The organism is Tateyamaria pelophila (assembly GCF_019966495.1).
In the GTDB taxonomy this organism is placed as follows: Bacteria; Pseudomonadota; Alphaproteobacteria; order Rhodobacterales; family Rhodobacteraceae; genus Tateyamaria; species Tateyamaria pelophila.
In genome coordinates, this window is the sequence record NZ_JAIMIA010000004.1 from 97,003 (window position 1) to 122,890 (window position 25,888).

The window sequence follows — 25,888 nt, forward strand, 5'->3', positions numbered from 1 at the left end:
TGGGGCTCTGCCCCAGACCCCGGGATTTTCTGGAACAGAGAAACAGACCCGTCAGGATTTCGGTTTGATGGGGCGCAGCAGTCCTTCTTGGGCGACAGAGGCAATCAGCGTACCGTCCCGGTTGTAGATCATGCCGCGATTGAACCCGCGAGCGCCGCCTGACCAGGGGCTGTCCAACGTATAGAGGTGCCAGTCGCAGAATTGGGTCGGCCCGTGAAACCACATGGAGTGGTCCAGGCTGGCGGCCATGACCTTGCCGGTAAACCAGGTTTGTCCGTGTGGCCGCAGAGCGGAACCGAGTAGGCTCATATCTGATGCATAAGCCAGCAAACAATGTTGCAGTTGTGGGCTGATCCCGCGCGCGGCGGCCATGCGGAACCACAGATGGTTGACGTCGTCGGCGGGCTCCGGCGTGAAGAAATCGCGGGGAGCGACTTCGCGGATGTCGATGGGGCGTGGGCGCAGAAATTCAGCGTGGTGCTGTTGTGGGATCTTGTGAATAACGGCGGCGCGCAGCGTCTCGCGGTCTGCAAGTTGGTCCGGTCCTTCGACGTCCGGCATGGGGTGCTGATGGCTCCAGCCCTCTTCTTCGATGTGGAAAGAAGCCGACATGTTCAGAATCTGCTTGCCGTGTTGGATGGCAACGACCCGCCGCGTGGTGAAACTGCCACCGTCGCGGGCGCGGTCGACCTGATAGATCACCGGTATGGACGGGTCGCCCGGCCGCATGAAATAGGCGTGCAGACTGTGGCAAAGTCGGCCTTCGACCGTCTGATAGGCAGCCGCCAACGCTTGCCCGATGACCTGCCCGCCAAAGATGCGTGTGGGTGTCTCGCCGCCCTGCCCCGTGCCGCGAAACAGATCCACTTCGAGCGGCTCGACAGCCAGCAGATCGAGCAGGGTTTGGTGTGCGTCGGTCATGGGCGTCCCTTTGCATAGGCGACGAAGATGTCAAAACTTTCGGGATTGGCCATGGAGTCCCGGTTGACCACGCGCGCCGGATCGCCGCCGAGCAACAGTTTTTTGATCGGCACTTCGAGCTTCTTGCCCGAGAGTGTGCGCGGGATGTCTGCGACTTCGACAATTTCGTTTGGCAAAAAGCGCGGCGACACGCTGGACCGAATGGCGGCGTTGATCTGATCTTTGATCTCGTCCGTCAGCCCTCCCGGCGCGACAACGAAAAGCGGCATGAAGCTGTCCCGTCCGAGATATTCCAGGTCGACGATAAGGCTGTCTGTGATCCCGTCAACTGCTTCGACGGCCTGATAAATCTCGGCGGAGCCAAGCCGTAGACCCTTGCGGTTGATCGTCGCGTCGGAGCGGCCATAGATGACGGAGCCACCGTCACGCGTGATTTCGATCCAGTCGCCATGCCGCCAGACCCCGGGATAGGTATCGAAATAGGACGCATGGAACCGAGCGCCGTCCTCATCTCCCCAGAAATACAGCGGCATGGAGGGCAGCGGCTCGGTGCAGACCAACTCGCCGACCTGATCAAAAACCTCGACACCGGCCTCGTCAAACGCCCGCGTGGCGTTGCCAAGCGCGCGGCATTGCATTTCACCTGCGCGGACCGGCAACATCGGATTGCCCAGAACAAAACCGCCGGCCAGATCCGTGCCACCGGACATCGGGGCAAGCCAGAGGTCGGATTTTACGTCGCGGTATATCCAGTCATAGGCGTCTGGTGACAGCGGCGATCCTGTCGATCCGACGCATTTCAACGCTTCCAGATCGAGGGTGCGCGGAGTGACACCTGCCTTGCGGCATGCGTCATAGAACGCGGCTCCTGACCCAAAGTTCGTCACGCGGTGCTGGGCGACAAAGCGCCAGACCGCCAGCAGATCGGGATGATTGACGGCGCCGTCATAGATCGCGACCGTGGCCCCTTGCATCAGGCCGGGCCATTGCAGGTTCCACATGATCCAGCCCGAAGAGGTCATCCAGCAATAGGTGTCCGACGATGTGAGGTTTTGGTGCAGGGTCTGTTTGAAGGCCTCGAGCACGATGCCACCATGGCCATGCACGATCGGTTTCGGGTCTCCTGTCGTGCCTGAGGAATACACGATCCAGAGCGGATGATCGAAGGGCACATCAAGCGGCGTCAGCGTCGCTTGCGTTCCGGTCAGACTGTCCCAAGCGATGCGGTCTTCGGCCAAGGGTTGGCACACCGGTTTCATCACCACATCCGTCAATGAAGGCAGCCCTGCGATGATCTCATTCAGAACGGCGCTGCGGTCGATCATCTTGCCGGCATGCACATAGCCGTCCTGCGCCAGCAGAACTTTGGGTGCGATCTGTTTAAACCGATCAAGGATTGCAACATGCCCCATATCCGGTGCGCAAAGCGACCAGATCGCCCCGAGAGACACTGTCGCCAGAAAGCTGATCAACGCCGTTTCGGTGTTGGGCAGGATCGCCACCACCCGGTCGCCCTTGGTGACGCCCATGGAGTGCAGATGCTGTGCGACACTGGCGACCTGGGCGCGCAGCGCGGCCCATGTCATTGTGCTTTTGCCGAAGGTTTCCGATTGCACGATCAGGGCGATCTCATCCGGAGCCGTCTCGCAGTGGCGCAGGATCTGGCTTGCGTAATTCAATCGTGCACCCGGCCCCCATTCGGCACCGGGCATTTGCCGTTTGGCAAGAAACACGTCCGGGCGGGTGCCCTGAATATCGAAAAAATCCCAGATGGCGCCCCAGAAGGCGTCAATCTCCGTGACGCTCCAGTTCCAGAGCGCGTTGTAGTCGTCAAACTTCAGGTCGCGTTCCGTGTTCAGCCACCGCATGAATGCTGCCATGCTGGAGGCCTGGGCTCGGTCAGGTGAAGGTGTCCATAGAATGGGACGGCTCATGTCAGGGCTCCGTGTACGAGGGCTTTGAGTTCGGCGCGTGCGGGATAGCTTGAAGACGGGGTAAGCTGGGTGAACATCACGACCGACAGGTCATGCACGGGGTCGATCCAGAAAAAGGTGGAGGCCATGCCGCCCCAGCTGAAATCACCCACGGAACTTGGGACGCGACTGCGCGCCGGATCAAGGACGACGGCCCCGGCGAGACTGAAGCCGACGCCGTCCATCGGTTGTTCGGCAAAGCTGGACGGGCCAAGACTGGCAATGTCACCGGGCAAGTGGTTTGCCATCATGAACGCCGCGGTAGAGGATGAGATCAACGGTCCGTCAGGCCCCTGCCCGCCCAGGCGCAAACACTCGGAAAAGCGCATGTAGTCGTCGATCGTGCCGAGCAATCCGCCGCCGCCTGAATGCAGCGTCGGGTTCAGGAACGGGGAGCCTTCGGCGTTGTCGACTTCGCGCAGTGTCGGTGTCTCTGTTGCCGCTTGACCAAGGTCCATCGGGTTGCCGGCCAGCGGCGTATAGAGGTTGGCAAAGCGGTCTTGTCGGGCAGCGGGCACCGAAAAAGCCGTCTCCGTCATCCCCAATGGCTCAAAAATACGTTCCTTGAACACCGCGCCGAGGGTCTGGCCGGTGATGACTTCGATCACCCGCCCGATGACGTCGATGCCGACGGAGTATTCCCACCGCGTGCCGGGCTGAAAGGCCAATGGCAGGGCGGCCGTGGCTTTGCATTGGCTCTCCAGCGTGCCTGCGTTTGGCTTGAACAGGATGTCCCGCTCGGCCATCGCCCGAGACACAAGCGATGTGTTGAATGGATAGCTGAGCCCCGAAACATGCGTCAGCAATTGGTGCAGCGTCGGCGGGGCGCTAGGTTCGACTTGATCAAGCGAGGTGGCACCCGGAATCAGGGCGTGGCAGTCGGAAAAATCGGGCAAGAACCGCGAAACGGGGGTATCGAGTGTAAACCGGCCCTCCTCCATCAGCATCATCAGGGCGAGCGACGTCACCGGCTTGGTCATGGAATAGATGCGCGCCACGGTATCACGGCTGAAAGCGGTGCCGTTTGCCAGATCGCGCTGACCGACCGCATCGAAAAACACTTCCCGACCCGATTGCCTGATCAGGACGGACAGGCCGGGAAACTTGCGCTCCGCCACATAGCGGGCGGCCCAAGGGGTGATACGGGCCAGCCGATTGGGATCAAGGGTCAGTGTCATCACATCCTCCGGGCATTACAGTCATCGCGTTGCGGGTCGCAAGCGTGTCCCACCGTGTACGCGGCTCTTCCACATGGGTCTTGATCCGCGTGAACGCTTCATCCCGGATTTGAGAATTTACCGGCGCACAGGCAAACGGCGGTATGACTGTGTATTGCGTTGCGTGCTGGATGGCTTGGGCGATCAGCTTCCATTTGCGCGCGATCAGGTCAATCAAACCGGCGGCCTGCGCCGCTTTGTGTGCTCCTGCTAATGTCGGCCACATATGATTTCCTCGGGTATCCGTGCTTGTGGCACGATAGCCTGCCCATCAGCCTTGCCAAGGTAAAACCGAGCCGCGTACCTTGTCAGGGAAAGTCAGAGGGGAAGATGAATGCTCAAGCTCTATTATGCGCCCAAAAGCCGGGCGTTGCGGGTGGCCTGGTTGCTCGAAGAAATGGGGCTCGACTATGAGGTGCACAGTTTTGCGCTGGGGGATCCCGCGATGCGCGCACCGGAATATCGGGCAGTGCATCCAATGGGCCGCGTACCGGTGCTGGAAGACGGCGCAGTCACCATCATGGAAAGCGGTGCCATCCTCGAATATCTGCTGGCGCGGCACGGCGACGGTCGCTTCCGCCCTGCCCCGCACAGCGCTGAGTTTCCGGCCTATCTGCAATGGCTGCATTATTCCGAAGGGATGATCATGCCGCCGATCAATTCCTATATGGTCGAGACGTTTTTCCTGCCGCCCGAACGGCAGTCCGAGGTGCATGCCAAACGCGCCCTGAAATTGCTGGGTCAAATGATGATGGCCGTCGATGCCGCGCTTGAGGGACGCGACTACCTGGCGCGCGACTTTTCGGCGGCGGATATCATGACAGGCTCGGCCGTGATGTCGGCGCAGCGCATTGGTGTCCCGCTTGAGGCTTTGCCAAATCTGGCCGCCTACATTGAGCGGCTCGCTGCCCGCCCGGCCTTGCAGAAGGCCGAAAGCCTGTGAGCCATATCCTGATCGTTGGGGCCGGCGATTACGTGGGCGCGGCCATCGCGCGACGCTTTGCACAAGGGGGCTGGACCGTCTCGATGGGGCGCAGACGGGGGGAGGCGCTCGCACCGCTGGTGGAGGATATCAACCAAGCGGGCGGCAAAGCCTTTGGACACAGCATGGATGCGCGTGACGAAGCCAGTGTTCAGAACGTTTTTGCCAAGGCGGAAGCGGTCGCGCCGCTGGACGTGGTGATTTTCAATGTCGGCGGAAATGTCCGGTTCCCGATCCGGGACACAACAGCGCGGGTGTTTCGCAAGGTCTGGGAGATGGCCTGTTTTGGCGGGTTTCTGACGGGGCGCGCCGCTGCGACGGCGATGGTGCCTCGGGGCACGGGATGCATCTTTTTCACCGGTGCGACGGCGTCCATGCGGGGTGGCAACGGGTTTTCGGCATTTGCCTCCGCCAAGGCAGGGTTGCGGAATTTGGCGCAATCCATGGCGCGTGAACTTGGTCCCCAAGGCATTCACGTGGCGCACGTTGTCATTGATGCCGCGATAGACACGGAATGGGTGCGCGAGATCCTGGCAAGACGTGGGGTGGATGCCGCCGCGCTGGAAGCGGATACATTGATGAATCCGGCCTCTGTGGCCGAAACCTATTGGGCGCTGGCGCATCAACCGCGCGATGCTTGGACATTTGAAATGGATATCCGTCCCTACAAGGAGACATGGTAATGCAGACGATTGAATTCCTTTATGATTTTGGCAGCCCCAATGCCTACCTTGTTCATCAGGTTTTGCCAGACATCGCTGCCCGGCATGGCGCAGACGTCTTGTGGTGCCCGGTCTTGCTGGGTGGGGTGTTCAAAGCCACGAACAATCAGGCACCGATGATCACCTTCGAAAACGTGGCAGGAAGAAATGAGTATTTGAGGGTCGAACTGGATCGGTTTGTCGAACGACATGGCGTGCCATTCGCCTGGAATCCGCACTTTCCCGTCAACACGTTGGCCGTGATGCGTGGGGCCAGCTTTGCATCGGGCAAGTCTTGGGAGCGACGCTACATCGATCGCGTTTTCAAGGCCATGTGGGTGGATGGGAACGATATGTCGGATATGGCGGTGGTCATGGAGGTGCTGCTGGACGCGGAATTGCCGGCGGACGATATCCTTACGGCCACACAAATCCCGGAAGTCAAAGGCCTTTTGGTCGACGCGACAACGGCCGCCGTGGCGCGGGGTGTCTTTGGGTCTCCCACGATGTTCCTGAACGAAGAGATGTTTTTTGGAAAGGACGCGCTGAACGATCTGGAGTGGCGGTTGAGCTAGCGTTTTCCGATCATCGGAAAACGGCCGGAAACCGTGTCGGTTTCCGCGCCCCTCAGACCTCGAGCCATTCCTTGCGGACGTCTTCGCGCGCCTTCAGTTCCGCAGGCGTGCCTTCAAACACCACTTTGCCATGCCCCATCACATAGACCCGGTGAGCGATATCAAGCGCGATGGAGAGCTTCTGCTCCACCAGCAGCGTCGCGATGCCGCGACGCGCAATCTCCTGCAGCAACTCGGCGACCCTTTGCACCATCTGCGGGCTCAACCCTTCGGTGGGCTCGTCGATCATCACAAGATCGGGATCCCCCATCAGGGTCCGACACATCGTCAGCATCTGTTGCTCGCCCCCTGACAGCACCGAGGCTTCGACATCCGCCCGTCGGTCCAGGTTTTCAAACATCTCGAACATGTCCTGCATGGACCAGCGGCCCGTGCCGTCCTTTTGCCCGGGCTTCAGCCCCAGGATCAGGTTTTGGCGGGTGGTCAGCCCGGGGAAAATATCGCGGTTTTCCGGGACATACCCAATTCCGAGATTGGCCACCTCAAAGGCTTTCTTGCCTGCAATCTCCTGTCCTTTGAATATGACTGAGCCATGCGGCTCTACCTCACCCATCACAGCTTTGCATGTCGTGGACCGGCCCACACCGTTGCGGCCCAGAAGGGCGACAATTTCGCCTTCCCCAATCTGCAAGTCCACGCCCTGCAGAATATGGGACTTGCCGTAATACGCATGCAAATCCGTGACGGTCAGCATCAGTGATCCTCCAACGCAGTGCCAAGATACGCTTCTTGCACCCGGGCGTTGGCACGTACGTTTTCGGGCGTGCCGGTGGCGATGATTTCGCCATAGACCAGCACCGAGATCTGATCGGCCAGACCAAAGACCACGCCCATGTCATGTTCCACCATGATCAGCGTCTTGCCTTCGGTCACGGTGCGGATCAGATCGACGATATAGTCCGTTTCCGAATGGCTCATCCCGGCGGTGGGTTCATCCAGCATGATCACGTCAGCGCCGCCGGCAATGGTGATCCCGATCTCAAGCGCACGCTGTTCGGCATAGCTCAGCACACCGGCAGGCAGATCGCGCCGCGCGGTCAGGTTGATCTGTTCAAGGATTTCATCTGCCCCGTCCGTCAGCGCCCGGCTGCGCCCCACCATCGACCAGAAATTATAGCGATAGCCCATCGCCCAGAGCAGGGAGCAACGCACGTTTTCGAACACGGTCATCTTGGGGAAGATATTGGTGATCTGAAACGACCGGCTGAGCCCCATGCGGTTGATCTCGAAGGGGGCCTTGCCAGCCAGATCGGTGCCATGCAGGCGGATAGCCCCCCCTGATTGGGCAAAACGCCCGGTGATCAGATTGAAAAGTGTGGATTTCCCGGCCCCGTTCGGCCCGATGATGGCGTGGCGTTCGCCGGTGCCAATCGACAGATCAACACCGCGAATGATCTCGGTCTTGCCAAAGGACTTTTTCAGCCCGTCCAGTTCAAGCGCTGCGGTCATTCCGACATTCCATCCGGGGTGTTGGCCTCGTTCCAGGCCTCGACCAGTGCCGGTGCCGTGGCACGCATGATGCCAAACCCCACGACGGTGACCAAGGTTGCAATCCCCCAAGGCAGGATCGTGTGACTGTCGAATGTCGTCCAGAACAGGGTCATCTCCTGATCGCCGTTGGGGGCATGGCGGACGTGAAAGATCATTTCGACCAGCGCGGCTGCGCCCAGTGCGCCGATGGCCGCGGGCAGCAGCGTTTTGAGATATGGCACGCCAAGACGGCCCAATTTGCCCAGCCTGAGGGCCGGTACATGCATCATGATCAGGCCGGCCAGACCACCGGGAAAGAACATGACCGTCGCCACAAAGATGATGCCGAGGTAGAATCCCCAAAGTTCGGTCTGGAGGCTGAGCACCGTTTGCACCAGCGTGAAGACGATCGCGCCAAGGATCGGACCAAAGAAGAACCCGACGCCGCCAAGGAAGGTCACCAGCAGGATGATGCCGGATTGGGTGGTATTGAGGTTTTCTTCGGTCAGAATCTCGTAGTTGATGGCGAAGAGCGCACCCGCGATACCTGCGAAAAAGCCGGACGCGACGAAGCTGTAGAACCGGACCCAGCGCGCGGAATAGCCCAGAAACTCGGCCCGCTCGGGATTGTCGCGCACCGCATTGGCCATCCGGCCCATCGGGGTGCGCGAATAAAGATACATCAGAATGGCCGACAGCATCAGCCAGAAGGCGATCAGATAGTAAACTTCGATCTGCTGCAGAAACTCGACGCCGAAGAAGGGCAACCCGTAGGTCCGGTCGCCCGAAACCCCTTCTTCTCCACCGAAGAACACAACGATGATGACCGAGCAGGCTGCGATCAATTCGCCGACGCCAAGGCTGATCATGGCAAAAACCGTGCCCGCCTTGCGGGTGGAAAACGCGCCCACGATAATGGCCAGCCACATCCCCACGAGGCCGCCGAAAATCGGCAGAACCGGCAAGGGAAGGCCGGAGAAGAAATCACCCGAGTTGATGATATGCATGCAGGCAAATCCCCCGACACCAGCATAGACCGCGTGACCGAAGGACAGCATGCCGCCCTGCCCCAGCAACATGTTGTAAGCCAGCGCAAAGATGATCGTGATGGCCATCTGGTTCATGATCGTGATGGCGGAATTGTTGGTAAAGATGAACGGCAGGATGCAGAGCAGGACCGCCGCGATCCCCCACGGTATCATCGGCAAGGCGATCGATCCTGCCTGCAGCGGCTGTGCGGGTTTCCTGGCCTGTTGATCGCTCATGCGTCACGCTTTCCAAACAGCCCGTAGGGTCGGAAGATCAGGATCAGCACCATCAGGATATACGGCAGGATATCGGCGATCTGCGGGCTGGTGATTGTCCAGAGGTCCCGCCACGCGCTGTCCCAGATGTTTTCCGGTTTGGTGAATCCGAGCCAGGTCAGCAGGTCTTCCATCCGCAGGTTGTAGGATTTGGCGAAGGTCGTCATCCAGCCAATGAGCAGCGATGCGACAAGCGCGCCCCAGAGCGAGCCAAGCCCGCCGATCACGATGGTGACGAAAACAATGGAGCCCAGCACGAAGGCCATGCCGGGGAAAGTACCCAGAACCGGGCCTGCGATCACGCCGGCGACGCCTGCCAGCGCCGTGCCGACGCCAAAAACCCCCATGAAGATCAGCGGGACATTATGGCCAAGGGCCTCGACCGTCTTGGGATAGGTCAGCGCTGCCTGAATGATCATCCCCACCCGGGTCCGTGTGAGGACCCAGAGCAGACCGATGAAGATGATGACCGAGATGAAGATCATGAAAATCTTGTAGGCCGGAATGGAATTGCCCGCGATGGCGAAGGCGGTGAATTGCAGGATCTCCGGCGCTTCATAAGGCATCTGGTTCTTGCCCCAGATGAATTGCACCAGTTCTTCGATCAGCAGGGCCAGCCCGAAGGTGAAGATCAGTTCTGGAACGTGGCCGTATTGGTGCACGCGCCTGAGCCCGTAGCGTTCCACCCCCGCCCCCAAGACGCCCACGATCAGGGGCGCGAGCAGCAGACCCATCCAGAACCCAAGCGCCATGCTGATCTGAAAGGCAAAATAGGCGCCCAACATGTAGAAACTGGCATGGGCAAAGTTCAACACGCCCATCATCGAAAAGATCAGCGTCAGGCCGGCTGACAGCATGAAAAGCAACAGTCCGGTGACCAGTCCGTCGATAAGATTGACAAGGATGAGATCCATTTGAGCTGTCCCGAATTGATCCGAATGCGGCTGCGCCACAACATGTTTTGGGGGGGCTCTGCCCCCGTCCTTTGGACTCCCCCGGGATATTTCAAGCCAGGAGAAACGCGACAGGTCGGCCCACGGTTGAGCGCGCGCCGACCTGTCGGACCTCAGGGCCTGCGCATGTTGCAGGTGGTTGGACTGTCCATCGCGGCCATGGTTACCGTGTTTTCGACTTTGATCCCAAAGCCGGAATTGTCGTAGTCGAAGGTGATATCATCGCCTGTATGCGCGTGGATGTGGACATCCTGGATCAACTGATGATCAACTTCGCGCATTTTAACGCTGCCGCCCCAGAGACTTTCGTGCTCCATCCCTTCCAAGGCATAGGCGACTGGCACAACATCCGTAGCTGTACCTGCTTCCTCGATCGCCTTGGCCAGCATCTCGATCACGTTGGTGATCCGGGCCTGACTGATGTTACCGTCGGGATATTTGGCTTTGAAAGACTCGTAATAGGCGGCTGCGGCGTCGCTGGCAGGCGGATTGATCTGGCCCTCAGCGACAAGTCTGAGCGATCCTTCGCCGGTTTCACCAAAGGCGGCCGTGATGCCGTCGGCCGCGGCGTAATAGGTAAAGATCGGACCCTCGTAGCCATTTTCGAGGACCGATTTCCCCAGACCGAGCATATCCGCGCCCCAGTTGCCCGTGATGATCGCGTCCGTTTCCGCAGCCATGATCTTGCGGCTGTAAGGGGTGAAATCCTTGACCTTGCCAATCGGGTGCAGCTCGTTTCCGACAATCTCGATATCAGGACGTTTTTCACCAATGAATCGTACGGCGGCGGCGGCGACGGCTTTGCCAAAGGAATAGTCCTGCCCGATGATGTAGACCTTTGTGATGCCGGTATCCTCGGCGATGACGTCGGTGAGTGCGTCCATCTTGATGTCGGCATTCGCGTCAAAGCGGAAGTGCCAGAAGTTGCATTTGTCATTGGTCAGCGCGGGATCGACGGCCGAGTAGTTCAGAAACAGGACACGGTCTTCGGGGTTGCGGCGGTTGTGTTTGTCGATGGCCTCCGTCAGCGCATTGGCCACACCAGAACTGTTGCCCTGCGCAATGTAGCGGATGCCCTGATCGATGGCGACCTGAAGTTGGATCAGCGATTCCTTTGGGCTGATCTTGTTGTCAAAGGCCACGATCTCGAACATGTCGCCGCCCAGAACGCCGCCCTTCTTGTTGACCAATTCCTCAGCGGCGAATTCATACTGATGCAATCCGTTGACGCCGGTGCCCGCAAAGGGGCCGCTCAGCGGGTCGATGAAGGCGATCTTTATGGTATCTGCGGCGACGGAAAAGCTGCTGACGCTCAGAGTCAGTGCTGCAGCCACGCCAAGCGTGATGGATTTGCGCATGAGTTCCTCCCTAGAACATGTGCCCGGCGCGTGCGCCGTTTGTCGCGCGGATTGTCTGCCGGGATGTCCGCAGCGTTACACACCAGAGCAATAAGTCAAGCGTCGCAAGCACTCTTCATACGTGTCTCACGGCGCGCCTCAGCTTCACTCAATGCATTAGGTTATGCCTGCAAGGTTTTATAAGTGCGTACTATTTAGAGATTTCAGGCCATTTTCGGCGAAAATGGGCACATATGCGCCGACTTTCATCGCGCGTTCCGGGTTCGATGCATTGCCATCCAACGCCCGTTTCAGCACACCTTGAATGATGGCAGCCATGCGGAAAAAGCAAAAGCCCAGATAAAAGCCAAAGTTGTCTATGCCGGGCAAACCGCGCCGTTGGCAATAATTTGCAATGAATTCCGCATCGCTGGGCAGACCCAAAGCGGCGCGATCCACACCTTGCAGGCCGCGCCCGTCGCTGCCTGCTGGCAGTTGCCATTGCATGATGACCGAGGCGAGATCGGCATACGGGTGGCCGATCGTGCTCAATTCCCAATCCAGAACAGCCAGACAGCGTGTGCCTTCAGCCTCAAAAATCAGATTGTCGATCCGGTAGTCTCCGTGCACCAGCGTGCGCTGCCCGTCATCGGTGGGCATCTCGGCTGCGAGACGGTCCATCAATGTGTTCATGGCTGGGATCGTTTGGGTCTCGGAGGCGCGATATTGCTTGGTCCAGCGCCCGACCTGTCGTTCCAGGTAGTTTCCGGGGGGGCCGTAGTCGCCAAGCCCAACCGCGTCGATGTCCACAGCGTGCAAAGCGGCCAGCACCCGGTTCATATCTTCGATCACTGCGCCGCGTCCCACATTGTCCAGTTCGGGCATGGTGGGTTCATTGAAATTCCGGCCCGCCACGTGATCCATCACATAGAAATCCGATCCGATCACGCTTTGATCCTGACAGAGCACATGCATCGTCGCGACAGGCACATCGGAACCGGCAAGCGCGCGTTGCACCCGGAATTCGCGGTCAACGGCATGTGCGGATTTCAGCAATTGACCCGGTGGTTTGCGGCGCAGCACGTAGTCGCCCGCTCCCGTCATCAAAAGGAATGTGGGGTTCGACTGACCGCCTTCAAATTTACGTGCTGTGACGGGCCCGTCAAACCCCGGCAATTTGTCCTTGAGGTAGGCGGAGACGACATTGGTATCGAGTGTCTGGGTATCGGTCATGTCAGTCCCTGAATTCCTGGGCCACGCGCTGTCCGGCCAGAGCGTATTCCGCAGCCATGCGATCCACTATGGCCCCCGCAGAACCGACGGATTTCACGGCCCCGATGCCCTGCCCCGATCCCCATATGGTTTTCCACGCCTTGGGTTTGGACGATCCGGACGCAAAATTCATCGACGACGCATCTGCCTGAGGCAAGTTGTCCGGGTCCATACCTGCATTTTTGACGGACCCACGCAGGTAATTCCCCCAAACGCCTGTAAAAAGTGAAGAATAAATGATATCTTCGGCGCCGCTTTGCACGATCATCTCCTTGTAGTCCGTCTGCGCATTCGCTTCTTCCGTGGCAATGAACGGTGACCCGACATAGCCGAAATCCGCCCCGAGTGCACGCGCAGCCAGCAATGCCTCGCCCGTGGCAATAGCGCCCGACAACGCCAAAGGCCCGTCGAACCACTCGCGAATTTCAGCGATCAGAGCAAAGGGCGATTGCTGGCCTGCATGGCCACCGGCGCCCGCGGCCACGGCGACCAAACCATCCGCCCCTTTGGCGATCGCCTTGCGGGCAAAGGTATTGTTGATGATGTCGTGTAACACGATGCCGCCGCAGGAATGGGCGGCCTCATTCACCTCGACCCGGGCGCCAAGGGACGTGATCCAAAGCGGCACCTTGTGACGCGCGCAAATCTCCAGATCGCGGTCCAGACGTGTGTTGGAGCGGTGCACGATCTGATTGACGGCAAAGGGCGCTGCGGGCCTGTCCGGGTTGGCCTGATTGTGACGATCCAATTCTTCGCTGATCTGGGTCAGCCAGAGCTCAAGCAAAGGAGGCTCGCCTTCTGCCTCGCGGGCATTCAACGCCGGAAACGAACCGACGATGCCGGCCTTGCACTGCGCAATCACCAACTCGGGTACCGAAATGATGAACAAGGGCGCCGCAATCATCGGAATGCGCAACCCCTGCAAAGCGTCAGGCAAATGGCCGTCCGTTCGGTTAGTCAAAGCACTGGTCCATTCTTCTCTGTTCCAAAAAATCCCCGCCGGAGGCTCCGACAGATGCCGCAAAAACTGCGATCAAAGCACTTCGAACAGGCCTGCAGCCCCCATGCCACCGCCGACGCACATGGTGCAGACCACATGCCTTGCACCGCGCCGCTTTCCTTCGATCAAAGCATGCCCGACCATCCGCGCGCCTGACATTCCGTAAGGATGCCCAATGGAAATCGCGCCGCCATTCACGTTGAGAAGTTCGTCCGGAATGCCAAGCTTGTCACGGCAATACAGCACTTGCACGGCAAAGGCTTCGTTCAATTCCCAAAGACCGATATCGTCCATCTTGAGGCCGTGGACCTCAAGCAGTTTCGGGACGGCAAAGACCGGGCCGATCCCCATTTCGTCCGGCTCGCAGCCTGCCGCGATCACACCCACGCAGCGCCCCAGGGGTGCCAGACCGCGTTTTTCGGCCATTCTCGCCTCCATCACGACCGCCGCCGATGCTCCGTCGCTGAGCTGCGATGCATTGCCCGCGGTGATGAATTCACCTTGCGCCAAGTGGAGGCCATTGGCGAACACGGGCTTGAGGCCTGCAATGTTCTCGTAGGTCGTGCCGGGGCGATTGCCTTCGTCTTTTTCAAGCGTGATTTCATGGTCCGAGATGTCCTTGGTCTCGCGATCTTGTACTTTCATCACAGTCGTCATCGGCACGATCTCGTCATCGAACTTGCCCGCAGACTGTGCCGCCGCCGTCCGGGCCTGGGATTGCACCGCATAACGGTCCTGTTCTTCGCGGGTGACGCCGTAACGGGCTGCAACCGTTTCCGCGGTCTCCAGCATGGTCATGTAAATCTCGGGTTTGCGTGCCTTGAGCCACGGATCGGCATGGGCGCGCATTTCGGGTGTCTGGACCATCGACACGCTTTCGACGCCCGCGCCAATAACGACGTCCTGCCCGTCTTGCACCACTTGCTTGGAGGCTGCCGCAATCGCCATCATGCCGGACGCGCATTGCCGGTCCAGCGACATGCCTGCCACGGTCACGGGCAACCCGGCCCGGATCGCCGCCTGCCGCGCGATGTTGGACGCAGTGTGACCTTGCTGAAGTGCTGCCCCCATGACCACATCCTGCACCTCGGCCCCATCCAGACCCGCGCGTGTCACCGCGTTGGAAATGGCATGTGCCGCAAGGGCTTGCGGTGTTGTTGCGTTGAATGCCCCCCGATAGGCTTTGCCGATGGGCGTGCGGGCAGTGGAGACGATAACGGCGTCACGCATGAGTATGTGTCCTTGTGTCATGAAAAGTCAGAATCGGGAGATCGGCCTCGGTAGGGAAGATTTATCGGGGTCAGCCCCCAGACGGAGTTTTTACTCGGGGTCAGCCCCAAAACCGAGCCTTTACTGGGGGCCAGCCCCCAGACCCCCGGGATACTTTTAGCCAAGAGAGGAATGATCGCCAATGCTTTACCAGTCCAGCTTGATGTTTTTGGCCTGTGCGGCACGCAGCGCGTATTTACGGGTTTGGGCAAATGCATCTTGCAGTTCTTCTTGATCCGAAGGGTCCGTAATTTGCGCCCAGTGACTTGCGACCGCTTCGGGCGTGATATCGCCCTCGATCAAGTGGCCTTGCGTCTCGTAGATGCGAGTCTGGGCGAATGTTCCGGCGCCGGCACTCAGGATCGTGCGGCTGGGGCCATCTTCGCTGACCAAGTACAGCACGCCCGGTGTGATGGTTTCGGGTTTGAGAAGGTCGAGAGCCGCTTCGGGCAGCAAATCCTTTGTCATCCGTGTTGCCGCTGTGGGCGCAAGTGTATTGACCCGGATGTTATCGCGCGCGCCTTCGAGGTGCAGGACGTTCATCAGCCCCGCCATCGCCGCTTTTGCGGCCCCGTAATTCGACTGGCCAAAATTGCCATAAAGTCCCGAGCCAGAGGATGTCAGCACGATCCGTCCGTATTTTTGCGCCCGCATGATCGGCCAGACCGCGTGGCAACAGGTGGCGCTGCCCATCAGGTGCACGTCGACCACCTTGCGGAAATCTGCGAGCGGCATCTTGGCGAATGTCTTGTCCAGCAAGATGCCCGCATTGTTGATCAGGATGTCGATCCGACCCCAGCGCGCCATGGTTTGCGCCACCATATCCGCAACCTGATCCGCGTCCGAGACATCCGCACCGTGGGCCATCGCCTCACCGCCTGCGGCCTCAATCTCCGATACGACGCGGCGCGCCGCGTCCGAACCTTGCCCGCGGCCATCCGGACCGACCCCCAGATCATTCACAACGACCTTGGCTCCGCGCGCGGCCAGACCCAGTGCATGGCATCGGCCCAACCCGACCCCGGCGCCGGTCACGATAGCGACGCGATCCTCAAAGCGGATCATGATTTTCCCTCGAGGGCCGAGCGAAACAGGTTCGGCCCGCTCATCACCTGAATGCCGCCGGAGACCGGCAGGACCGCTCCGGTCAGGTAACTGCCGCCGAGACCACAGAGAAACTGCATGCAGCCGGCGATGTCCTCATCCCGGCCCACGCGACCCAGCGGCACATCCGCCCCGACCTTTTCGCGCATGCCCTCATCGGCGGTGGCAAAGGCGGTCATCCGGCTGACAAATGGTCCAGGGGCAAGGGCGTTGACCGTGACGTGATGCGGCGCCAGCTCCTTGGCCATGATCTTGGTCAGGTGCAGCACGGCCGCCTTCGACGCGGCATAGCTATAGGCCCCGTCCCCCAGGGCCGCCTCGCCCATCACCGAGCCGACATTGACGACCCGCGCCGGATCCTCGGGCGTGGCCGTCGCGATCAGTGTTGGCAACAGCGCCTGTGTCAGGTGGAACAGGCCCGCAACGTTGACGTTCATCACTTTTTCCCACGCGTGATGCGGGAACTGGCCCATCGGCGCGCCCCAGGTGATGCCGGCATTGTTCATCAGAATGTGCAGTTTGCCCGTCCGTTCGGTTGTAGCTTTGGCAAGCGCATCAATCCCGGCCTCGGTGCTGACATCGCCCGCGAACCCCTCGACCGATCCCGGCGCGTCCATGGCGTTCAGCTCTTGCGCGACAGCGATACAGGCATCTTCCTTGCGCGAGGCAATCAGTACATGCGCACCGGCCATCATCAACCCGGTGGCGGCCATGCGCCCGATGCCAGTCGCACCTCCGGTCACCAGAGCCGTCTTGCCGTGCAGTGAAAACAGAGTGTCAGGTGTCATGTCTGATCCTTTCTCAGAAGCCGCGCAGCCGGGCAACGCGTTCCGCGTGATAACTGTAGTCGCCAAGCCATTCGGCAGAGACGCGCGCTCGTTTCATATAGAACCCCATATCAAAGGCATCCGTCATTCCGATACCCCCGTGCATTTGCACACCTTCCTGAACCGCCAGTTGGGCGGTTTGGGTGGCGCGGGCCTTGGCAAGGCTCACGGCCAGCGTGGCATCGTCGCCACTGTCCAGAACACGGCCTGCGTTCAGTATTGCGCTCGAGGTGATTTCCGTTTCAGACCAGAGATGTGCGGCCCGATGTTGAAGTGCCTGAAATGCGCCAATGGGAACACCGAATTGTTTGCGCTCTTTGAGATAGCCAACGGTCATGGCCAAAGCCCGTGCGGCAAGTCCGGTCATTTCGGCGGCGAGCGCGGCTTGCCCGGCGTGAAGGGCGGGCGCCAGCACAGTCATGGCGTCGTCCACATGACCCAAGACATCATCGCCTGTTGCGCTGACCGCGTCAAAATCCAGATCGACCGCATCCCGGCTATCGATCATTGCCTGGGTCTTTCGCGTGATGCCCTTCCGGTCGGTCGGCAGATCGAACAGGGTCAAGCCGCCCGTTGTGCGCGCCAGGACCAGAACCCGGTCGGCAAAACCGCCATCGACCACAAACGTCTTGGCCCCGGTCAGGCGAAATCCGTTGCCATCAGCCTCCGCCTGAAGCTCGGTCTTTGCCGGATCGTGTTTCGCGGCTTCGTCGAGGGCCAGTGCATAGATGCGCGTGCCGTCGGCGATCTGGCGGAGGGCGTCATTTGCGCGTGTGTTCGCCACTTGTCGCAAGGCCGTTGCGGCCATCACGGCTGTGCTGAGAAACGGTGAGGACACAAGGGTCTGACCCATCTCACGTGCCAGAACGCCAGCCGCCGCGTGGCCCATGTCTGCACCGCCTTGCGCCTCCGGCACCAAGACACCGGCCCAACCCATCGCGACCATCTCTGCCCATAGCGCCGGATCATGCGTCATGCCCGCATCGCGCAGGCCGCGTAAATGGCTGACGGGGGCCGCGGCGTCCAGAAAACCGCGGGCTGTGTCGGCCAGCATGATCTCGTCTTCGGTTGGCAAAAGGCTCATCCCGGCAGTCCCAGAACACGGCGCGAGATGATCGACAGCATCACCTCGGATGTGCCGCCTTCGATCGAGTTGGCCTTGGTCCGCAGCCAATCTTCGGCGTCGCCCTCATCCCACCTCAAAGCATCTGCCCCCCTGACCTTCATCATCAGTTCGTACCGACGTTTGTTCAATTCGGTTCCCGCATATTTCAGCATGGCTGAAGCATCGCCGATTTCAGTCGTTTCGGCCTGATCCTTGTACCGTTCCAGGGTCAGCGCCATCGCCAGCGTATCGACTTCGCAGGCCACCGCTTCCGCGCGCAGCGTGGCGTCCGTCAAACCACCCTCTGTCGCGGCCAGCATCGCGCCAAGAGGCCGCCCGCCCAGCAATCCCCCGCCGCCGCCCGAGATCATCTCGCGCTCGTGGTTCAACAGGTATTTGGCGACATCCCAGCCCCGGTTCTCTTCGCCCACCCGTTGCGCTCGCGGGGTGCGCACATCATCGAAAAACGTCTCGCAAAACGGCGATTGGCCAGAGATCAGCCGAATCGGCCGGGTCGAGACACCGGGCGTCGTCATGTCGATCAGGATAAAGGAGATTCCCTTGTGTTTCGGCGCATCCCGGTCGGTGCGCACCAGCGCAAATATCCAGTCGGCCTTGTCGGCGTATGACGTCCAGACCTTCTGGCCGTTGACCACGTAGCTGTCACCGTCAATGTCGGCCCGGGTCTGCACGCTGGCCAGATCCGAGCCCGCACCCGGCTCCGAATACCCCTGACACCAACGTATCTCTCCGCGCGCGATGGGCGGCAGATAGGCCAGCTTTTGTTCGTGCGTGCCGAAATGCAAAAGCGCGGGCCCCAGCATCCAGATGCCAAAGCTTTGCAGTGGCAGACGCGCACCCATGCTCTGCATTTCTTCGGTCAGGATCTTGTCCTGGGCGCGGGTCAGTCCGGCACCGCCGTACGCTTGCGGCCAAGTGGGCACCGTCCAGCCTTTGGCCGCCATCCGCTCAAGCCACAGTTTTTGCGCTTCGCATGAAAACACCCAATTGCGGCCACCCCAGCAAATGGCATCTTCGCCCTTTGCGCCATCGCGCATCTCGGACGGGCAATTGGCCTCCAGCCATGCCCTTGTTTCCAAGCGGAAATTGTCCAGTTCATCGTCCATGCATGCCTCCCGTCACCACATGGTTCCGTCACGTCGTGTGCCCTTCGGCTTTACCTGCAACGGTGTCTCAAGGCAGGATGTGACAAAGGCGCAGACAATGCATCCCTGCCGTAACGTCACGCCGCCCAAGGAAGGACAAAATATGAAAGCCATGCTGAGCACAGCCCCCGGTGGTCCCGACGCGCTGGAATGGACGGAACTGCCCGATCCAATGCCGAAACGGGGCGAGGTTCGGATCGCCGTAAAAGCGGCGGGTGTGAATTTTCCCGATACGTTGATCATTCAGGATCTCTACCAGATCAAGCCTCCGCGCCCCTTTGCCCCCGGTGGTGAGGTGGCGGGCGTGATTGACGCGGTCGGCGACGGGGTTGAGGGTTGGGCCGTGGGCGATCGGGTGATGGCGATGCCCGGTTTTGGCGGCTTTGTGACAAGCATCTGTGTTCCGGTGACCGCGTGCCAGCAAATTCCAGACGCAATGCCATTCGACGAGGCGGCGTGCTTTGTGTTCACCTATGGCACGTCGCATCATGCGCTCAAGGACCGGGCCGAGATCAAGGCGGATGAAACCTTGTTGATTTTGGGGGCTGCGGGCGGTGTTGGCGCGGCGGCCATTGAATTGGGCAAGGCCGCTGGCGCGCGGGTTATTGCTGCGGTCAGCTCAGAAGACAAAGCTGATTTTTGCCGTGATCTGGGTGCGGACGAAACCATCATCTACCCGCGCGAGATGGACCGCGCCGCGCAAAAGGCGCTGTCAGCGGAAATCAAGAAAATCGCAGGGCCCGGTGGCATCGATGTTGCCTATGACGCAGTTGGCGGCGCCTATGCAGAGCCTGTGATCCGGTCCATGGCCTGGGCCGGGCGGTTTCTGGTGGTGGGCTTTCCGGCAGGCATTCCGGCAATTCCGCTCAATCTGGTCTTGCTCAAATCCTGCCAGATCGTGGGTGTGTTCTGGGGGGCGTCGATCCATCAAGACCCCAAGGGTCACATGAAAAACATGGCAGAGCTCTCTGATATGTATGCCAAAGGTCAGATCAAGCCCCGCATTTCCGCCAGCTTTCCGATGCAGGACGCGGCACAGGCACTGAGCCTCATCGCGGATCGCAAAGTGCTGGGCAAAGTGGTGCTGACCACGTGAGGCCATGCGCGGCGACGCTAGAGATGACCCAGATGGCTCACGTCGTTGAACCCCCGCACGATCATGCGTTCACCGTGAATGACGAGGCGGCTGATCGACCCGTTGGCCGCGCCCAGAAACGCGAAGGGCTCGGACCCCGTCGCTATCGCCAGGGCCGCACCGACGACCCCGCCATGGACAAAGACCGCGACCCGTTCATCCGGGTGAGCCGCAGCGATTTGCATCAAGCCGCGCCGCACCCGGTTAAAAAAGACGTCGCGCGTTTCCGCGCCGGGAATATGCGACCAGTCCTGCGTTTGCGTAACGCGGGCATAGACCGGATCGCGCTGGGCTGCCTTGATCCGGTAAAGACCGCCATCCCAGTCGCCCAGATGCACCTCGTGCAGGTCGGGTTGCTCAACCGGAACCATGCCAAGATGGCGCGCCAAAGGTGCCGCCGTTTGATGCGTCCGGACCAATTTGGTTACGTAAAGCTTGCCAAAATTTTCGTTTTTCAGCCGCTCACCCACGGCGACGGCCTGCCGTTCCCCTTGCGGATGCAACGCCGGATCGCCGTGCCCGTCCTTCATCGGAAAACTGACGCCGGAGCGTGCAGGCGCGCTTTCTCCGTGTCGGATCAGAAAAATATCAGCTGCCCCTGCAGGTGGCGTATAAACGGGTTGGCGGTATTCTTGCGTCATACCCCCTCATATCAAGGAGTTGCCCCGTGACCAACCGCCAGATCGTCGTGGCCGAATTGCCGCAAGGTACGCTGATGCCGGAGCATTTCCGGCTTGAGGACACAACCACGCCGGACCCTGCCGAGGGCGAAGTGCTGCTGCGCACCATACTGATGAGCATTGATGCGGCCAACCGCGGCTGGCTGAACGGGCCGACCTACCGCGCAGCGGTTGAGGCGGGCGATGTCATGCCCACATATGCCATCTGCGAAGTGATGGAGAGCCGGTCACCGCGCCTGACCCCCGGCGACATCGTTGCCGCTGAAACTGTCTGGGCCGACTACGTCGCATTGCCTGCACGCGTGGTTCAAAAACTGCCGCCTGTGCGGCCTCTGACCCATCTGCACAGTGTGTATGGAATCGCGGGCAAGACGGCGTTTCATGGTCTCTTGAGTGTCGGCAAACCGCTCGCGGGAGAAACCATTGTTGTCTCTGCGGCGGCGGGCTCAGTCGGTGGTTACGTTGGCCAGATCGGCAAGGCCCTGGGCTGCCGTGTCGTCGGCATTGCGGGCGGTCCGGAAAAATGCAGTTTCGTCACGGACGCATTGGGCTTTGACGCTTGCGTCGATTACCGCGCTGGCGGGGTGTTCAAAGCGCTCCGCGCCGCCTGCCCTGACGGCATCGACGTCTATTTCGACAATGTGGGTGGCGAGATTCTTGAGACCACCCTGATGCTGATGAATGAACGCGGACGCATCGTCTGCTGTGGCGCGATCAGCCAATATGAAAATACCACGCCCGTTGGCCCGCGCAACTTGCCGGGCATGTTGGTGGTCAAACGTTTGCGAATGGAGGGATTCATCGTGATGGATTTTGCCAAGGACGACGCCAAGGCGATCCGCGCCTTGCAAACATGGGTAGCGAAGGGCCAGATCAAAGTGATCGAAGATGTGGTCGAGGGGCTGGAAAATGCACCACAGGCCCTGATCGGCCTGCTGAACGGCGACAACCGGGGCAAACGCATGGTCCGCGTCGGCCCGGACCCGGAGGGCAGCCAATGACCCCGATCGCTGCCGCCAAGGCCGCCATGGAGCTGCAGATCGGGCAAGAGGTCGGCGTGTCCAACTGGATCACCGTCGATCAACCCATGATCGACCAGTTTGCCGAAACCACCCATGACGACCAGTGGATTCACATTGATCCGGAGCGCGCTGCCCGCGAAACCCCGTTTGGGGGTACAATCGCACATGGGTTTCTGACGCTCAGCCTTGCGAGCCGCTTTGCCTATGACTGTTTCGATCTGGAACCGGGTCAGGTGATGGGGATCAACTATGGCTTCAACAAGTTGCGCTTTCTGTCACCGGTGCGTGCGGGCAGCCGGCTGCGCGGGCGTTTTACCCTATCCGGTGTGACACAACGCAATGAAACGGATTTGCTGCGCGAAACGGTGCTGACCATCGAGATCGAGGGCCAGGAAACACCCGCGCTTGTTGCCGATTGGCTTGGTCTTGCCGTCTTTGGCGCAACTTCCTAACGCGATACTGGACAGATACGGGGCAAAGTCGCTAACACCTCTCTATCATTAGGTGAATTAATATGACGTCATTGCTTATTCTTAACGGCCCGAACTTAAACCTGTTGGGCACGCGCGAACCCGAAATCTACGGCGCAGATACGCTCGCCGATGTCGAAGCGAACTGCCGCGCCCATGCCACGGCCAAAGGTGTCGATATCGCCTGTGTGCAGTCCAATCACGAAGGGGCGCTGGTCGATGCGATTCAGGCGGCCAAGGGCACCCATGACGGTATCATTCTAAATGCCGGGGCTTACACGCACACGTCGATTGCGCTCCATGATGCCATTGCGGGCACCCAGGTGCCCACGATTGAATTGCATCTGAGCAATGTGCACGCCCGCGAAGAATTTCGCCACCATAGCTATATCGCGCGGGTTGCGGTGGGTGTTATTTGCGGCTTTGGCGCGGCGGGGTATATTCTGGCCATGGACGCAATGATCGGACATTTGGAGACCAGGAGATGAAAAGTTTTTTACATCGCCTCTCGAACTGCCAGACAATCGAAGAATTATGGGATGCCCATACGCGTAAAATGAACGAATATGGCTTTGACCGGCTGATCTATGGCTTTACCCGCTACCGGTCGAGCACATCATTGGGCGATCCCGAAGACTTCATCATCCTCACAAATCACGCGCGCGAGTACACCGACGTGTTCCTCGGAGAGCAGCATTATGTTCACGCTCCGATGGTGAACTGGGCATTGAGCCACGAAGGGGCCGGAAGCTGGGGCATGCTGGCCCAGATGCGGTCATCCGAAACCCTGACCCCGGCGGAAAAACGGGTTTTGGAATTCAACCATTCCATGGGCGTGACGGCGGGTTACACCATCAGTTTCAAAGCGGTTTCGGCGCGGTCAAAGGGTGCGATTGCACTGACGGCGAAACCGGGCATGACACAAGCTGAGGTGGACGAGATGTGGGCCGAGCATGGCACGGACATCCACTTGATGAACAATGTGGCCCATCTCAAGATCCTCACCCTGCCCTATAATGGACCGAACCGGGGCCTGACCAAGCGCCAGCGCGAAGCGTTGGAATGGGTCGGGGACGGCAAGACGATGCAAGACACCGCCATTCTCATGGGTCTGACGTCGGCGACGGTGGAAAAACACCTGCGGTTGGCCCGTGAGGCCCTTGCGGTTGAGACCACCGCGCAGGCCGTGCTCAAGGCCGCCTTTGCCAACCAGATGTTCATTCTGGAGGCGTGATTTGGCGCCAGAGTTGATGTAACTGTTCCTGGGGCTGTGTCCCCTTATGTCCGGCCCAGCGGCGTTCCCGTGCTGAGGCAATAGCACGAAGGCAGGTGCACGGATCTGAAACCCGAGGTCGTTAATGTCCCTGTTGCTGTATTTGAGCCATCCGCAAGTCGTGATTGACGCGGACATCCCCGTGACGGAATGGTCGCTGAATGCCGTGGGTCAAGCGCGGATCGCAGCGCTTTGCGAACGTGCGCCGCTGATTTTGGCAGACACAACCGCGATCTACAGCAGTCCTGAACGCAAAGCGCGCGATACCGCGGCCCCGCTTGCCGCGGCTTTGGGTCTGAGTGTCCAGATTGTGCAGGACAGCTATGAAAACGACAGGTCATCCACCGGGTTTCTGCCCCCGGACGCCTTTAAGGTCATGGCGGATCGCTTTTTCGCCAACCCGTTGGACTCGGTGGAGGGATGGGAAGCGGCTGCGGATGCGCAAGCGCGCATCGTGGCCTGTATCGACCGGGTCTTGGCCGACTCACCCCCGGGTGATCTGGTGGTGGTCGGGCATGGTGCGGTCGGTACTTTACTGTTTTGCGCGCTGTCCGGCATCGCAATTTCGCGCGACCATGATCAGGGTCCGGGTGGCGGCGGAAATGTCATGACCTTTGACCGGGACACCCGGCAGCCTTTGCAAAAATGGCAGCCAATTGAAGCGTTTATCTAACTTCTCGCTTTTGGTGTTCAGCGCAGCGATCCCTCCCTGACCGCCTGTCACACGAAACAAAATCACGTGTTACCGGACGTCATTTGGAATGTTTGATCGATAGGTAAGGAATCCCCGACTTTATTTACGCAAGGTAAGCTTGCATGCTGATCATGTTCCGTGAGTGGTGGCTTTAGCCAGGGAACATCGGATCAGACCCTTTGCAATATCAAAGGCTCTGTGGTTCGAACCGGTTCTTCCGGACCCGGCTCGCCCAGGTATTGGTCTCTGTGGCGGGTCGGACTTTGCTCTCGTCCACGCGTCTCATCCCCGTGGCCAAGGACGCAGACAAAGAGCGGGGTTGTGCCCAAACACAACCCCGCAATCTTTGCCTCGGTTCAACGAAACACTTTGGAACGCAGCGCAAGGATGTTCAGGCACCTGCGGCAGAGCCGTATTCCAGCCAGGTTCGCTGTTCGGGCGGCAAAGCGGCATTCATGATCGCGTCGTAAGCCGCCAGTTCGTCCGTCGTGAGGCTGTCCAGCCATTTTTGGCTGCTACCGCTGTGAAAGAAATCCGAATCCGATTTCATGAATCCCTTGCCACCGGAAGGCGCGTATCGGTCTGCCTTGGACTTCATGTTGTCAAAACGGGCAGCGGCGACCAATTGCGTCATGACTTCCGGAGGATGCGAGACACCGAGCAGGGCCGCGATCTTCTCGAATGTCGCGGGCAGATCGTGTGTCATGTCCGCGTAATGGAGCAGTGTCACATTTGGTCGGTCCGCAAGCGCGATTGCGGCGGTGTAGTGGCGCAGGATATGGGCAAGCGGCATCGCATCGGCGTCAAATCCCTCTGCCCCGCCATCCAGAAAGCGGCGGAAAGTGACGCCGTCCGGATCATCCTCGGGATACCAACCATCGAACCAGGACATCGGTATGTTGCGCACATGCTTGCGGTAGGAGAAATGTGCATCCAGCGGATGGCGAAAGACGCAAAGGTAATGCGCTTTGTCGTCCAACGGCAGACCGTCCATCGGCGTATGGCTTTTCATGCTGCGCCTGTGTGTCATCGCCTCAAGCCGCGCTGCGACCTCATCCATTTCGCGGATGCGGATATCGACCCAGGGCATTTTGACGGAAAGCTCGGTCTCGACCTCCGGATCGCCTGACAACAGCAGCGCAACGATGGTCTGTACCCACGTCGTTCCGCATTTGGGTGGTGTGACAACAAAAACGTCGTCGGGACGAATGCGAACCTTGTCCCAGCGGCGATTGTCGGTCAGTGGCCCCAGATATAATTTTCGTTGCCGCATTGCGGATCCTCCTGAACACTCGTGTAACTAGGCAGCGGACTCATAAAACTCGATCCACAGCCTGACGGATGCCAGTTTGATCATCGACAGGAAATTGCGTGATGT

Annotated in this window: 27 protein-coding genes; 9 read left to right on the forward strand and 18 right to left on the reverse strand. The window is 59.8% G+C overall.

What is annotated here, in order from left to right; all coding sequences use genetic code 11:
* Positions 1–51: 51 nt before the first annotated feature.
* The 4 genes from LC354_RS02705 to LC354_RS02720 are packed head-to-tail and all read right to left on the reverse strand — an operon-like array spanning position 52 to position 4,337.
* Positions 52–921, reverse strand: a complete 870-nt coding sequence (locus tag LC354_RS02705) for an acyl-CoA thioesterase (RefSeq protein ID WP_223421298.1) — start codon at positions 919–921, stop codon at positions 52–54.
* Entirely contained in the window at positions 918–2,855 is a 1,938-nt protein-coding gene (locus tag LC354_RS02710; RefSeq protein WP_223421299.1) for an acetoacetate--CoA ligase, read from the reverse strand. The genes LC354_RS02705 and LC354_RS02710 overlap by 4 nt, the downstream gene beginning before the upstream one ends.
* On the reverse strand, positions 2,852–4,072 hold the full coding sequence (locus LC354_RS02715) for a serine hydrolase domain-containing protein (protein WP_223421300.1): 1,221 nt from the start codon (positions 4,070–4,072) through the stop codon (positions 2,852–2,854). Before LC354_RS02715 ends, LC354_RS02710 begins: the two co-directional genes overlap by 4 nt.
* Complete coding sequence (locus LC354_RS02720) at positions 4,056–4,337, reverse strand: hypothetical protein (RefSeq protein ID WP_223421301.1); 282 nt, start codon at positions 4,335–4,337, stop codon at positions 4,056–4,058. The genes LC354_RS02715 and LC354_RS02720 overlap by 17 nt, the downstream gene beginning before the upstream one ends.
* Positions 4,338–4,445: 108 nt before the next feature.
* Between LC354_RS02720 and LC354_RS02725 the strand changes: the two genes are divergently transcribed.
* Genes LC354_RS02725 through LC354_RS02735 form a run of 3 tightly spaced genes read left to right on the forward strand, consistent with a single transcriptional unit; the run spans position 4,446 to position 6,369 of the window.
* Positions 4,446–5,054 (forward strand): glutathione S-transferase family protein, encoded by a 609-nt coding sequence (locus LC354_RS02725; RefSeq protein WP_223421302.1) that lies wholly within the window; start codon positions 4,446–4,448, stop codon positions 5,052–5,054.
* Positions 5,051–5,776, forward strand: a complete 726-nt coding sequence (locus LC354_RS02730) for an SDR family NAD(P)-dependent oxidoreductase (protein WP_223421303.1) — start codon at positions 5,051–5,053, stop codon at positions 5,774–5,776. The genes LC354_RS02725 and LC354_RS02730 overlap by 4 nt, the downstream gene beginning before the upstream one ends.
* A complete protein-coding gene (locus LC354_RS02735; protein WP_223421304.1) occupies positions 5,776–6,369 on the forward strand; it encodes a 2-hydroxychromene-2-carboxylate isomerase in 594 nt (197 codons plus the stop codon). The genes LC354_RS02730 and LC354_RS02735 overlap by 1 nt, the downstream gene beginning before the upstream one ends.
* 52 nt (positions 6,370–6,421) lie before the next feature.
* On the opposite strand, the gene LC354_RS02740 is transcribed toward LC354_RS02735, so the two are convergent.
* From LC354_RS02740 to LC354_RS02795, 12 genes are all read right to left on the reverse strand, one after another.
* Complete coding sequence (locus tag LC354_RS02740) at positions 6,422–7,126, reverse strand: ABC transporter ATP-binding protein (RefSeq protein ID WP_317849263.1); 705 nt, start codon at positions 7,124–7,126, stop codon at positions 6,422–6,424.
* Positions 7,123–7,878: an ABC transporter ATP-binding protein gene (locus LC354_RS02745; RefSeq protein WP_223421306.1), complete on the reverse strand. Its 756-nt coding sequence runs from the start codon at positions 7,876–7,878 to the stop codon at positions 7,123–7,125. The genes LC354_RS02740 and LC354_RS02745 overlap by 4 nt, the downstream gene beginning before the upstream one ends.
* Entirely contained in the window at positions 7,875–9,164 is a 1,290-nt protein-coding gene (locus LC354_RS02750; RefSeq protein ID WP_223421307.1) for a branched-chain amino acid ABC transporter permease, read from the reverse strand. Before LC354_RS02750 ends, LC354_RS02745 begins: the two co-directional genes overlap by 4 nt.
* On the reverse strand, positions 9,161–10,117 hold the full coding sequence (locus LC354_RS02755; protein ID WP_223421308.1) for a branched-chain amino acid ABC transporter permease: 957 nt from the start codon (positions 10,115–10,117) through the stop codon (positions 9,161–9,163). The genes LC354_RS02750 and LC354_RS02755 overlap by 4 nt, the downstream gene beginning before the upstream one ends.
* 152 nt (positions 10,118–10,269) lie before the next feature.
* On the reverse strand, positions 10,270–11,514 hold the full coding sequence (locus LC354_RS02760; RefSeq protein WP_223421309.1) for a branched-chain amino acid ABC transporter substrate-binding protein: 1,245 nt from the start codon (positions 11,512–11,514) through the stop codon (positions 10,270–10,272).
* Between the two features lie 177 nt (positions 11,515–11,691).
* A complete protein-coding gene (locus LC354_RS02765) occupies positions 11,692–12,726 on the reverse strand; it encodes a phosphotransferase family protein (RefSeq protein WP_223421310.1) in 1,035 nt (344 codons plus the stop codon).
* A 1-nt stretch (position 12,727) separates the two neighbouring features.
* Positions 12,728–13,669 carry an NAD(P)H-dependent flavin oxidoreductase gene (locus tag LC354_RS02770; protein WP_223421327.1) on the reverse strand — a complete coding sequence of 314 codons (942 nt, stop codon included), beginning with the start codon at positions 13,667–13,669 and terminating at the stop codon, positions 12,728–12,730.
* Positions 13,670–13,798: 129 nt separating this feature from the next.
* Positions 13,799–14,995 carry an acetyl-CoA C-acyltransferase gene (locus LC354_RS02775; protein ID WP_223421311.1) on the reverse strand — a complete coding sequence of 399 codons (1,197 nt, stop codon included), beginning with the start codon at positions 14,993–14,995 and terminating at the stop codon, positions 13,799–13,801.
* Positions 14,996–15,181: 186 nt separating this feature from the next.
* Complete coding sequence (locus tag LC354_RS02780; protein WP_223421328.1) at positions 15,182–16,102, reverse strand: SDR family NAD(P)-dependent oxidoreductase; 921 nt, start codon at positions 16,100–16,102, stop codon at positions 15,182–15,184.
* Positions 16,096–16,926 (reverse strand): SDR family NAD(P)-dependent oxidoreductase, encoded by an 831-nt coding sequence (locus tag LC354_RS02785; RefSeq protein ID WP_223421312.1) that lies wholly within the window; start codon positions 16,924–16,926, stop codon positions 16,096–16,098. Before LC354_RS02785 ends, LC354_RS02780 begins: the two co-directional genes overlap by 7 nt.
* A gap of 13 nt (positions 16,927–16,939) precedes the next feature.
* Positions 16,940–18,049, reverse strand: a complete 1,110-nt coding sequence (locus tag LC354_RS02790) for an acyl-CoA dehydrogenase family protein (protein WP_223421313.1) — start codon at positions 18,047–18,049, stop codon at positions 16,940–16,942.
* On the reverse strand, positions 18,046–19,197 hold the full coding sequence (locus tag LC354_RS02795) for an acyl-CoA dehydrogenase family protein (protein WP_223421314.1): 1,152 nt from the start codon (positions 19,195–19,197) through the stop codon (positions 18,046–18,048). Before LC354_RS02795 ends, LC354_RS02790 begins: the two co-directional genes overlap by 4 nt.
* A 142-nt stretch (positions 19,198–19,339) precedes the next feature.
* Between LC354_RS02795 and LC354_RS02800 the strand changes: the two genes are divergently transcribed.
* A complete protein-coding gene (locus LC354_RS02800) occupies positions 19,340–20,332 on the forward strand; it encodes an NADPH:quinone oxidoreductase family protein (protein ID WP_223421315.1) in 993 nt (330 codons plus the stop codon).
* A 17-nt stretch (positions 20,333–20,349) separates the two neighbouring features.
* On the opposite strand, the gene LC354_RS02805 is transcribed toward LC354_RS02800, so the two are convergent.
* Positions 20,350–21,012, reverse strand: a complete 663-nt coding sequence (locus tag LC354_RS02805; protein WP_223421316.1) for a histidine phosphatase family protein — start codon at positions 21,010–21,012, stop codon at positions 20,350–20,352.
* A gap of 26 nt (positions 21,013–21,038) precedes the next feature.
* On the opposite strand from LC354_RS02805, the gene LC354_RS02810 reads away from it, so the two are divergent.
* The 5 genes from LC354_RS02810 to LC354_RS02830 all read left to right on the forward strand — a co-directional run bounded on the left by LC354_RS02810 (position 21,039) and on the right by LC354_RS02830 (position 24,489).
* The gene (locus LC354_RS02810; RefSeq protein ID WP_223421317.1) at positions 21,039–22,052 is read left to right on the forward strand and encodes an NADP-dependent oxidoreductase; all 1,014 of its coding nucleotides are present in this window, start codon (positions 21,039–21,041) and stop codon (positions 22,050–22,052) included.
* Entirely contained in the window at positions 22,049–22,525 is a 477-nt protein-coding gene (locus tag LC354_RS02815) for a MaoC family dehydratase (protein WP_223421318.1), read from the forward strand. The genes LC354_RS02810 and LC354_RS02815 overlap by 4 nt, the downstream gene beginning before the upstream one ends.
* Positions 22,526–22,587: 62 nt before the next feature.
* Entirely contained in the window at positions 22,588–23,031 is a 444-nt protein-coding gene (aroQ, locus tag LC354_RS02820; protein WP_223421319.1) for a type II 3-dehydroquinate dehydratase, read from the forward strand.
* Positions 23,028–23,777 (forward strand): LuxR family transcriptional regulator, encoded by a 750-nt coding sequence (locus LC354_RS02825; protein WP_223421320.1) that lies wholly within the window; start codon positions 23,028–23,030, stop codon positions 23,775–23,777. Before aroQ ends, LC354_RS02825 begins: the two co-directional genes overlap by 4 nt.
* A 124-nt stretch (positions 23,778–23,901) precedes the next feature.
* Entirely contained in the window at positions 23,902–24,489 is a 588-nt protein-coding gene (locus LC354_RS02830) for a histidine phosphatase family protein (protein ID WP_223421321.1), read from the forward strand.
* 412 nt (positions 24,490–24,901) lie between these two features.
* Here LC354_RS02830 and LC354_RS02835 read toward each other — a convergent pair whose 3' ends face one another.
* Entirely contained in the window at positions 24,902–25,783 is an 882-nt protein-coding gene (locus LC354_RS02835) for a sulfotransferase domain-containing protein (RefSeq protein WP_223421322.1), read from the reverse strand.
* Positions 25,784–25,888: the final 105 nt, after the last annotated feature.